Source organism: Candidatus Campbellbacteria bacterium (genome assembly GCA_016699465.1).
GTDB lineage: Bacteria > Patescibacteriota > Minisyncoccia > Phycocordibacterales > EsbW-18 > EsbW-18.
On the sequence record CP064977.1, the window covers coordinates 716,181 to 728,134 of the forward strand.

Consider the following 11,954-nt stretch of genomic DNA (forward strand, 5'->3'; position numbering starts at 1 on the left):
ATGCAACGTGTAACACGTAGCACAAAGCACAAAGTATGTAACATGTAGTAATACCTTTTGTTGCTCGCTACACACTACATGTTTTGTGATAGAATTATAGTATGAATCCCGTTAGAGATATGTCGTTTTGTTTTTTTACACCGCACTTTAATATTATGATATGGTGAAAAGGCACACATTAATAATGATAACTACGGAAATGCAAGGTATTTCCTATCTCTAACGGGATGAAAACTTTACGTGAAGCAGTACAAGAGGCACAACAACAGAAACGGGCCATTGGACATTTCAATGTTGCTAGCGTGGAAATGATACAGGCGGTTGTTGGTGCGGGTAAAGATACTGAACTCCCAGTCATTGTGGGCGTGTCAGAAGGTGAACGTGATGTGTTTGGAACTACGGCGCTTGTTGCACTACTTCATACGATTCGTGAAAAAACTGGTCGTGAGATATATCTCAATGCTGATCACACATACAGTGTTGAACGAGTGAAGGAGGCAATTGATGCGGGATTTGACTCAGTAATTTTTGATGGAGCAGAACTTTCTTTTGAGGAAAACATTGTGAAAACGAAAGAGTGTGTTGCATACGCGCGCGCATCAGGAAGAGATGTTTTAGTTGAAGGTGAACTTGGATTTATTGGTATTGGTTCAAAAATGTTGGATGCATTGCCAGAAGGTGTTGCCGTGACCGATGAAACAATGACGACCGTTGCGGATGCACTTCGTTTTGTACAAGAAACAGGAGTAGATATGCTTGCCCCAGCTGTTGGAAATGTACACGGTATGCTTAAAGGTGGGCACAATCCACAACTTAATCCAGAGCGTGTTGCCGAGATTGCTCAGGCGGTGGAAATTCCACTCGTGCTTCATGGTGGGTCGGGTATTACCGACGAAGATTTTACGGCGGCTATTAGTAAGGGGATTTCGATTGTGCATATTAGTACTGAATTGCGTGTGGCCTATCGACAATCACTCCAACTTTCTCTCCAAGAGAGCCCAGAAGAACTTGCTCCCTACAAATTTATGAAACCTGTTATTTCGGCAGTGCGCGATGTTGCCGTGCGTCGTCTTAAGCTCTTTGCAGGCTTGTAATCTGCTTTCCTTCACTAACCTCAATTCCTCACCCCTTAACCCAAATTACTTTAGGGTTGCATTTTGAGCGTCTGTATGCGATTATTGGTGTCCTATGACAGTAGTACACATCGAAAAACGAGAGGGGGGCAACCCAGATACACTCCGCGCAAAGGGGCGTATTCCTGGTGTCATCTATGGTCCAAAAGAGGCTTCTCAGGCTATTTCTGTTGATCAAAAGGTATTTGAGAAGCTTTGGAAAGAGGCAGGTGAATCAACCATCATTACACTTGAAGGTGTTGGTGAACCAAAAGATGCGCTCATCCATGAAGTTGATTTCAATCCAGTCACGGACGTTGCTCGTCACGTTGATTTTTACGTAATCGAAAAAGGAAAGAAAGTTGAGACAGAAGTTCCGCTCGTATTTGTTGGTGAGGCACCAGCAGTTAAGAATCTCGGAGGAACGCTCATGAAAGTTATGCACGAAGTGAAAGTTGAGGCATTTCCAAAAGACCTTCCACATGAGATACTAATAGACGTATCGACACTCGAAACTTTTGAGAGTCGTATTGCAATTAAAGATATACCAGTACCCGCGGGTGTGACTATTTTGGAGGAATTGGATGAAACAGTTATTTCTGTGTCACAACCGAAAGAAGAAGAGGAAACGCCAGTTGCTGAGATAGACATGGAATCTATCGAAGTTGAAAAGAAGGGTAAGAAAGAGGAAGAAGGAGAGGCCACGGAAGACACCGCAGAAAAATCTCAGGCGTAATCCACTATAATCGGGTGTCTGGCCAATTTTATGCGCCATTCACGTTCCGTACTCATTTTGTTCATATGTGTTCTTTCAGTGGGATTTTGTTCCACGGTTTTTGCGCAAACTGCCACATCAGATGCGGTGACGGCGCGTCAAAAGGAGCTTGAAGCACAGCTCAAGCAGGTAGAAAAAGAAATAGGGCTTCAGCAGGTTTTTCTTGATGAAAAACGAAATGAACGTGTGTCGCTTGAGCGAGACGTTTCGTTGCTTAACGGTGAAATAAAAAAATCACAACTGGGCATTCAGGCGCGCACCTATTCGATTCAAAAAATTGGCGGAGAGATTGGTGATAAGCTAGAAACGATAGAGCAACTCACGGCTCGTATGACGCGCGAAAAAGCATCACTTGCGCAACTTATACGAGAAACCGACCGCCTCGACAACTATTCACTTGTTGAAATTGCACTCGCAAAAGAAGATATCTCTGAATTTTTTGAGGATTTAGATTCATTTGATTCTATTACGGTTGCATTACAGGGATCATTTAGAAAAATTGAAGATACTAAAGAAGAAACACACAAAGAAAAACTAACACTTGAAGAACGGCAAGCTGATGAGTTGGAGTTGAAAAAACTGCAAGAGTTAGAGAAAAAGAAAATTGAAATTCAAGAAGCTCAGAAAAAAGAGGTGCTTAAGGTGACCAAGGGACAAGAGACGGTATACCAAACAATCATTGCGCAAAAACAGCAAACGGCTGCACAAATTCGCGCGGAGCTCTTTAAACTTCGTGGTTCAACGGCTATTTCTCTCGGTGAGGCTATTGATTTTGCACAGACGGTTGAACGACTTACCGGTGTTCGTGCCGCTCTGATTCTTGGAACACTTCAAGAAGAAACAAAATTGGGAGAGAACCTCGGAACAGGAAATTGGCAAACTGATTCACACCCAGAACGAGATAGATACATTTTTGCGGCTCTTATGAAAGATTTGGGACTCAATCCAGATAGTATGCCTGTGTCGGCAAAACCATGGTACGGGTGGGGTGGCGCGATGGGGCCAGCGCAGTTCATTCCTTCAACGTGGGCTTTGTACGCAGGATATTCGTGTGATAAGACAACGCAGACGTGCGCACCGTACGATAAGAGCAAGGATCGTATTGGAGCAGTGTCTGGGCATTTTCCGCCAAATCCATACAATCCCCTCGACGCCTTTACTGCCGCTGGAATTCTCCTTGGAGACAACGGTGCGCCTGCGGGAACGCGTGCAGCAGAACGTCTTGCATCTCTTCGGTATTTTGCTGGATGGGGAAATGCGTCAAAACCATCGTACGCCTTTTACGGCGATGAGGTGATGGCACTTACTGATGGCTATCAGGCACAGATTGATATTTTGAAGGGAGGAAAATAGAAGGAGGTAGAATGTGGTGTTTGGAGTGTGGGGGAATTCAATAGCAAATATCTAATAGCAAAGAAGTAGAGAGCAGTGTGTCCCGCTAGAGGCGGGGGAAGTAGAAAGTAAAAAGCCCTGCTTCTCCAGACGGAGAAGCGGGGCTTTTGTGTGCGTACTATTGAATGTGTACAAAAATAAAAACTGTTATACTGAAAGGGTGTTATTTTTTTAATCGGTCTCGCATATGAATCCCGTTAGAGGTTTATTATATTCACGAAAATACTTTTTTTGTACATAACCTATGTAGTATTATGAAATACCCTTTTAAAAAAAACACACTTTCTAACCGGATGAAACTGTTTTCACGTATCTGTATCTTTGTTGGCGCACTTCTTGCGGTGGTTCCATTCGTGTCACAGGCCGCTACAGCTTTGGATTCTGTGCCTGACGCGGTAAAGAGCAAGTACGCGTTTGATGGTCCTGTTTATGCTGTTGTTAGTGACGGAGCCACGTTGTATGTGGGGGGGTCTTTTACCGCGGTAACACCGAGACAAATTGATCCACCCTCTTTCTTGAGAAATAATCTCGCAGCAATTGATCTTTCGACGTATACCCTAACATCATTTGCACCGAGTGTGGGTGGTGGTGTTGACGCCCTCGCTCTTTCGGCGGACGGTGAAACGCTGTATGTGGGTGGTAGTTTTAGTTGTGTCGGAGCGCTGGATGAATTTGATGTGTGCACAGGTGTTACACAAAATAAAATTGCCGCCTTCGATACTGCGGGTTCCGGAACACTACTTCCATTTAACCCCGACATCTCCGGGGGAGACGTTGCCACACTCACACTTTCATCGGGGGCTACCCCAACACTCTATGTGGGAGGCGATTTTTCGCAGGTTGGAGCCACAACACGCAACACTATGGCTGCGTTTGATATGACTGACAACGTGGGCACGCTTTTATCGTTTAATCCTGATATAAGTACCGACGTCAATGATAGTGTTCTTTCCCAAGACGAATCAACAATATACGTCACGGGCACTTTCTCAACCGTTAATGGGGGCATGCCACAGGAGTATCTTGCTGCTCTCGATGCTGTTTCTGGAGAAAACCAAGACTGGGGGGTTTCTTTGGATGGTGGTGGTAATGTTCTTAAAATTTCTTCTGATGGAAATACGCTCTATGTGGGAGGAAGTTTTTCTTCTTTCATGAGACAGTCGGGCGAAGGAGTTCCGTTTGATGAAGATACAAATGAGGCTCTCGCGACGTTTCCGATAGTTCGAACCAATCAGGGTGGGGGCGGGGGCGGGGATTCCACTATATATGCTGTGATTCCCGATGGTGATGGTGGGTGGTATATCGGCGGAAGCTTTACGCATGTGGGGACGACGTCTCAGGGGCGTCTTGCGCACATCACATCAGGAGGGCTCTTCGACGATACTTTTACACCAGATGTTAATGGGACAGTCTATGCTCTCGAACTCTCTCCGGATGGATCAACACTGTATATCGGTGGAAACTTTGACACCGTTGATGGAGAAAGTCGAGATTATTTTGCTGCCCTTGATACAAGTGATGGCTCGGTAACTGTGCTCAATCTCTTTTTCGACGGTATTGTACGAGACTTGAAATTTTCTTCGGATGGGAGTGAATTGTATGTTGCCGGAGGATTTTCAGAAGTTGCCGCATCTTCGCGACGAGGTGTCGCCGCTCTTGATATGTTGGACGAAGGGTCACTTCTTCCTTTTGATGCCGATTTGTATGGGTCTGGATATGCATATGCACTCGAGCTTTCACCAGATGATTCTGTGCTCTATGTTGGTGGTGATTTTTCGGCTGTAAAATATGGAGCGGGACCCGGAACCTTGAGAAACAATAGTGCTGCCTTTACTACCGCGGATGATGGTGCGGTGACAGCATTTAATCCAAATGCCGATGGTATTCTTCGTACGCTGGCTCTCTCGGGGGGTGGTGACACGCTCTACGCCGGAGGAGAGTTTCTTACCATAGGAGGAGAAGCTCGGCATGAATTTGCAGAGCTCGACATGACGACGGGTAGTTCAACGGGTCTCCTTGATGCCAATATTGTGGGCGAAGTCGGAACAGTGCAATCCATTGCGGTGTCTGGTGATGGTGCAAGTGTGTACATCGGTGGTGCGAATTTTTCCGAAATCGGTGGTGCGTCGCGCGCGTATTTTGGAGAGATTGATGCAAACACGGGGCTTGCAACGAATTTCAACCCGTCATTCAACGATGAGGTTAGAGCTATCGCGGTTGATTCTGTTGGGGGTACCGTATACGTTGGTGGTAGTTTTACAAAACATGATCCTGAATCGTCTCCGTATCTTCTTGCAATAAACCTGGCAGATAACTCACACGTAACGTCTTTTGCCCCGATTCTTGATGCCGATGTTTACGCTCTCGCGCTTTCTTCGGACGATACAGTCCTCTATGCGGCGGGATATGCGGTTGATGGAGATGGTGCGATCGTGCCAGCTTTTCTCAAAGGTATTGATACGAGCGATGGAGATGCCACCGCCTTTGCACCGGATGACATGAAAAGCATCTACGCGATGGCACTTAGGTCGGATGACTCTGAGCTCTTTGTCCCAAATTTTGATCAAAATGTGACCAACAATACCAACGTACTTGTCTTTGATGCGGACGGAGATGTGTCACTTGACGTTACTGCACCCGTTATCACACTTCTTGGTAGTTCAGATATTGAACTTACTGTTGGTAGTACATACACGGATGCCGGTGCTACTGCTGAGGATAATGTGGATGGTGATATTACTGCGGACATTGAAGTTGGTGGAGATGTCGTTAATCCATCTGTTGTTGGTATCTATGTTATTACGTACAACGTCCAGGATAGTGAAGGTAATTCTGCGACGGAGGTGACGCGAACAGTTACTATAGTGAGTCAAGAAGAGGGTTCTGGTGGTAGCTTGACGGGAAGAAGTGGAGCGGTTGGTAGTGGATCTGGAAAAGATCTTCGGTTTCTTCTTGAAAAATTAACTGAAGTGTTACGACAATACCTCATGTTGTTGCTTGCAGAAAAACAACAATAGTAGAATAGAAGGTAGAATATGGTATCTGGAATGTGCTATGTAGAACGTAGTGTGTGTCCCGCTAGTGGTTAGGTGTGGGAAAAAAGTGGAATCCAATGTCAAATTTTAAATAGCGAAGATTTTTGCATTTTGATGGTTTTGTGGTACTATTGGGGTGTATTAGTCACTAATAATAAATACATGGTAGAACTCAAAGCACTCTGCATGAAATGTAGAGACGCAAACAACAAACCAACAATGCAGGTCATGAATGACCCGGTTGTGTCAGAAAAAAACAATCGCTACTCAGCTAAAGGAAAGTGCGCACAGTGTGGAGGAAACATGTTTAAGTTTCTTTCCAAAGATGATGCAGAGAAGCTCAAATAATAAAACAAAAACAACCCCGATATCGGGGTTGTTTTTGTTTTGACATAGTAAAGTAACAAGTGTATAGTATTCGTGTACCCGCCGGGCGGGATTTTTTTATCCCGCTAAAAATCTTATAGTTATATGGAAATCAGAAACATTGCCATCATTGCACACGTGGACCACGGAAAAACGACCTTGACCGACGCACTCATGCGTCAGACAGGCGCTACAAAAGAAGGTGTCTCCATGGACTCAAATACGCTTGAGCAAGAGCGTGGTATTACTATTTATGCAAAAAATGCGTCGCTTATGTTCAAAGGTACAAAGGTGAACATTGTAGATACTCCTGGACACGCCGACTTTGGTTCTGAAGTTGAGCGTGTGTTGCGATCAATTGATTGTGTGCTCCTTGTTGTTGACGCACAGGAAGGACCGATGCCACAAACGCGTTTTGTACTAAAAAAATCTCTTGAGCTCGGACTTAAGCCGATTGTGGTTATCAACAAAATTGATAAACCAGCGGCAGACCCTGCTCGATGTCACGATGAAGTGTTGGAGCTGTTTATTGAACTTGGTGCAACGGAAGAGCAACTCAATTTTCCTGTTGTGTATGCGATTGGACGAACAGGTATTGCAAAAAAACAGCTTGCGGATGATTCACAAGACCTTATGCCACTTCTTGATGTGATTCTTGAACACGTGTCTCCTGCATCGTCACAAGAAAAAAGAGAGAAACCTCTTCGTCTGCAGTCATTTAACCTTGCGTACGACAATTTTCTTGGCCGTATGGCAGTTGCGCGCATCTATGATGGAGAAATTATTCCAGGAACACCTGTGTTTGTAAAAAAACCAGATGGCACAACACGTTCGGGGAAGGTCACTGCAATTTTTACATTTGAAGGTCTTGCTCGAGTTGAAGCAAAAAGTGCTAGTGCTGGTGACATTGTCATTATTGCAGGTCTTCCCGATATCGACATTGGAGAGACCATTACGTCAGATACAAATTCAGAACCACTTCCAGCAATTGCCGTGGATGAACCGACTATTGTATTGCAATTTTTGGTGAACAATTCACCGTTTGCAGGGCGTGATGGTCAGTACGTAACGTCACGACAGATACGTGAATATTTGGAACGAGAAATTGAAGTGAACGTTGGTTTGAAAATAGATTTTTCTGAAAATGATAGTTTCAAGGTGTATGGTCGTGGTGAGCTACACATTGCCATTCTTCTTGAAAACATGCGCCGTGCAGGATATGAAGTACAAGTATCTCAACCACACGTTATTATTCGTGAAGAAGATGGTGTAAAGACAGAACCGTTTGAAGAAGTGGTTATTGATGTGCCGGCTGAGTTCCAAGGAAACGTTATTGAACGATTAAGTAACCGAGGTTTTATTCTTAAAGGAATTCATCAGGAACACGGCGGTACGACGGCACGACTTATTTTTGAAGGACCAACGCGTGGACTGTTGGGTTATCGAAACCAATTTGTTATTGATACAAAGGGAGAAGGGATTCTTGCTTCGCATGTTCTTGGCTTTAAACCATACGCTGGCGAAATAAAACGAAAGGCGGTTGGTTCAATGATCTCCATGGTTTCTGGAAAATCAGTCGCGTTCTCACTCTGGGGTTTGCAAGATCGTGGCGTGCTCTACATTGGTCCGGGAGTTGAGGTGTACGAAGGCATGGTGGTAGGGAATACCTCAAAGGGTGAGGAGATGCCAGTGAATCCAACAAAAGGAAAACAGCTTACCAACATGCGTGCATCGGGTTCTGATGAAGCAATTGTACTGTTTCCAGCCCTTGAGGTGAGTATCGAGCGTGGTTTGGAAATCATAAACGAAGATGAGTATCTTGAAATTACGCCAAAGAATGTTCGTATTCGCAAACAGTATCTTTCTGAGCTTGATCGAGCAAAAGCCCGTCGATAATTGACAAGTGCTCGTATATAGTATATAGTTGTTCTAGGTAACTATTCTCATTAGTTTTGTGTACGGCATTGTCCGACACGCGAGGTGTCACTATTTTTATTACAGACCTCATAAAGAACTGGCGAGACACTGGTCATCGCAATCTTTATGTTTCAAAAAAACTCAAGCAATTCTTTGCGTCCAAGCGGTCGTCGCTTCGCGCGTCCTGCAGGATTTAAAAAAGGCGGAAATACTTCACGATCAGGTGGAGCTTCTTCGGTGCGTTCGTCAGGACCACGTCCTCATAATTACGCGCCACGTCCACATGGCGTAACGTCGGGAGCTCACTCACAAGAACCACGTCCACGTGGTGATCGTCCGTTTGCATCTCATGCACATGGTCCACGTCCACAAGGATATGCGGCACATACCGGAGATCGTACACCATCACATGTGTCGTATGGGCGACCCCCACAGCGTGGAGGGTTTCGTCGCGGTCCACAGGTAAGAGGACGCGGGCGAGGTGAACGAATTGATTTCAACCGATTCATCAACAAGGCGGTTATTACTGAAAAAGTGGAACACTTTGTTCCTGAACACCGCTTCGCTGATTTCAAAATTTCTGATGCACTAAAAAATGCTATTACTGCAAAAGGGTACGAATTTCCAACACCTATTCAAGATAAAATTATTCCGCACATTCTCACAGGAGTGGACGTTGTGGGTATCGCAAATACTGGAACAGGGAAGACTGCAGCGTTCCTCATTCCTCTTATTGAAAAAATAAGTACACGACCAACCGAAAAGATTCTTGTTATGGTACCAACGCGAGAACTTGCACTTCAAATTGATGAAGAATTCAAAGGATTTGCGCGAGGAATGCGTTTGTTTTCAGTCTGTTGTGTTGGTGGAATGAGCATTGGCAAACAAATTTCTGATTTACGACGTCAGTACAATATTGTTATTGGTACTCCGGGTCGTTTGAAGGATCTCATTGCGCGTAAAAATATTAATCCTGCGAATTTTGCGACTGTAGTACTCGACGAAGCAGATCGCATGCTTGATATGGGTTTCATCAATGACATGAAATTCATCATGGGGAAAATGCCCCCACCACGTCATACGCTCTTTTTCTCAGCAACACTCTCTGCGGACATTCAAAAACTCATCAAAGATTTTCTTGTGGAACCTGTATCTATTTCAGTAAAAACACAAGAAACAGCACGCAGTGTTGATCAAGATATTGTCCGCGTTGCTCCAGGTGCAGACAAGTTGGACATCCTTCACGACCTTCTTAATAAAGAAGGGTTCAGTAAGGTACTTATTTTTGGTCGCACAAAACACGGTGTTGAAAAGTTGTCACAAAAACTCATTGAACGCGGATTCAAGGCGGAATCAATTCATGGTGATAAAAATCACGCACGACGTCAACGAGCACTCCGCTCATTCAAAGAAAATCATGTACAAGTACTTGTTGCGACTGACGTTGCTGCACGTGGACTTGATATCGCCGACATTACACACGTGATTAACTACGATTTACCACAAACGTACGACGATTACATTCACCGCATTGGACGAACGGGCCGGGGAAGTAAAACAGGGAAGGCGCTCACCTTTATCGAATAAAAAAGTGCAAACGCCGGAAGAAGGGCTTGAAATAAGGGTATATTGACGAGTTTGATTACATGTTGCAAAGAGTTTGCACGTGTAGTATACTAGTATCGTGCGAGTTGCAGAAAATAAAGTCGAGTTTCTCGCTATTGAGTAATCTTAAAATACAAATCAGTATGTCAACAGGAACAATCAAGACTCTTACAGACCGTGGATTTGGATTCATTTCTCGCGAAGGCGAAGCAAAGGATCTTTTCTTCCACTCAAAGGAGTTGAATGGTGTTACGTTTGAAGAATTGAAAGTAGGCGATGTTGTCTCTTTCGAAGTTGTAGATGGTGAAAAAGGACCAGCAGCAACAAACGTATCACGCGCGTAAGCGTCGTGAAGAAAAATCACCCCGCCTCTGGTGGGGTGATTTTTCGTTATGACACACATATGAGTTCGTGGTCTTTTCGTGTCTCACTTGGTACACTAGGGGTATACCTAGTAGGTTTTTTTGCTATGAAAATAAAGAATTTTAAGGAGCTAGCTATTTCTACCAAGCGAACTGATGCGCTTTCAATTATACACGCAGGACTTGTGGCGGTTGATACTCGTGTTGCAATTCAAAAATCTGTGGAGTGTGATGGAAAAACACTGCGTATCGCAGACACAGTATATACACTTTCTGCATACGATCGTGTACGCGTTGTCGCCGTTGGCAAGTGTTCTGTTGAAGCGGTGTATGCGCTCGAAGAACTTCTTGGTGACGTACTCACTGACGGAATTGCACTTGATGTCGTCCAGGGTGTTTCAAAAACAGGCACTGTTACTTTTTTGACGGGTACACATCCACTTCCAACACAAATGAATGTGGATGCGACTAAATGCATTCTTGATTTTTTGGATTCATCCACAGAACGCGATCTTGTTATTATGAGTATTTCCGGCGGAGGTTCAACACTGGCATCGCAACCACTCAATGGTCTGTCTGTTGATGAAGAATCTCGAGCAATTGCAGCATTGATGAATGCAGGTGCGCCCATCCAAGACATGAACACCATCCGAAAACATCTTTCACGCGCGCGTGGTGGTGGGTTGGCACAATGCGCATATCCAGCAACAGTTGCCTCACTTATTTTTTCTGATGTTCCAGGAGATGACATTTCATATATCGCTTCGGGGCCAACCGTTTGTGATACAACAACGATTTCAGATGCGCAAGCACTTCTTGTATCGTATGGTCTTGAGGCGATTGGACCGTACCTTATCGAAACACCAAAAGGAACAGAGTTATTTGAAAAGGTGACAAATACCATCATTGTTTCGAACAGTATTGCGCTCGAGGCAATGAAAAAAGAATCAATTGTTCGTGGGTATACGGCGGAGATTGTGACCTCAACGCTCACCGGAGAAGCACGCAGTGTCGCACACGACATTGTTGAGCGCATACATTCTGCTCCAGAAAAGACGGTCTTGTTATTCGGCGGAGAAACAACCGTTACTTCAGAAGGTCCTCACGGAATTGGTGGACGTAATCAGGAAGTTGCTCTTGCGGGATTGCGTACGATTGCTGATGGTGAGGTGCTTATTGCATGTGCGTCTGATGGACGTGATAATACAGATGTTGCAGGTGCAGTGTGTGATACGATAACGATGCACGCCGCGCAAGAAAAAGGTCTTTCAGTTGAAGAGTGCCTTGCATCACACAGTTCCTTTCTCTTTTTTGAAAAAAGTGCCAGTCATATTGTGACAGGTGCTACTGGTTCTAATGTGTCGGATCTTATTATTGCGTTAAAATGATA

The 11,954-nt window shown here is 44.6% G+C and carries 9 protein-coding genes; all 9 read left to right on the forward strand.

Going from position 1 to position 11,954, the window contains the following annotated elements; translation table 11 throughout:
- Positions 1 to 227 precede the first annotated feature (227 nt).
- On the forward strand, positions 228 to 1,094 hold the full coding sequence (locus IPJ70_03970; protein QQR82404.1) for a class II fructose-bisphosphate aldolase: 867 nt from the start codon (positions 228 to 230) through the stop codon (positions 1,092 to 1,094).
- 94 nt (positions 1,095 to 1,188) lie between these two features.
- Complete coding sequence (locus IPJ70_03975; GenBank protein ID QQR82405.1) at positions 1,189 to 1,848, forward strand: 50S ribosomal protein L25; 660 nt, start codon at positions 1,189 to 1,191, stop codon at positions 1,846 to 1,848.
- 57 nt (positions 1,849 to 1,905) lie between these two features.
- On the forward strand, positions 1,906 to 3,240 hold the full coding sequence (locus IPJ70_03980; GenBank protein QQR82406.1) for a hypothetical protein: 1,335 nt from the start codon (positions 1,906 to 1,908) through the stop codon (positions 3,238 to 3,240).
- A 293-nt stretch (positions 3,241 to 3,533) separates the two neighbouring features.
- Entirely contained in the window at positions 3,534 to 6,296 is a 2,763-nt protein-coding gene (locus IPJ70_03985) for a DUF5011 domain-containing protein (GenBank protein ID QQR82407.1), read from the forward strand.
- A gap of 180 nt (positions 6,297 to 6,476) precedes the next feature.
- Complete coding sequence (locus tag IPJ70_03990) at positions 6,477 to 6,662, forward strand: hypothetical protein (protein ID QQR82408.1); 186 nt, start codon at positions 6,477 to 6,479, stop codon at positions 6,660 to 6,662.
- A gap of 123 nt (positions 6,663 to 6,785) precedes the next feature.
- Complete coding sequence (typA, locus tag IPJ70_03995) at positions 6,786 to 8,576, forward strand: translational GTPase TypA (protein ID QQR82409.1); 1,791 nt, start codon at positions 6,786 to 6,788, stop codon at positions 8,574 to 8,576.
- 147 nt (positions 8,577 to 8,723) lie between these two features.
- Entirely contained in the window at positions 8,724 to 10,184 is a 1,461-nt protein-coding gene (locus tag IPJ70_04000) for a DEAD/DEAH box helicase (protein QQR82410.1), read from the forward strand.
- 161 nt (positions 10,185 to 10,345) lie between these two features.
- Positions 10,346 to 10,546, forward strand: a complete 201-nt coding sequence (locus IPJ70_04005) for a cold shock domain-containing protein (protein QQR82411.1) — start codon at positions 10,346 to 10,348, stop codon at positions 10,544 to 10,546.
- A gap of 125 nt (positions 10,547 to 10,671) precedes the next feature.
- Entirely contained in the window at positions 10,672 to 11,952 is a 1,281-nt protein-coding gene (locus IPJ70_04010) for a DUF4147 domain-containing protein (protein ID QQR82412.1), read from the forward strand.
- Positions 11,953 to 11,954: the final 2 nt, after the last annotated feature.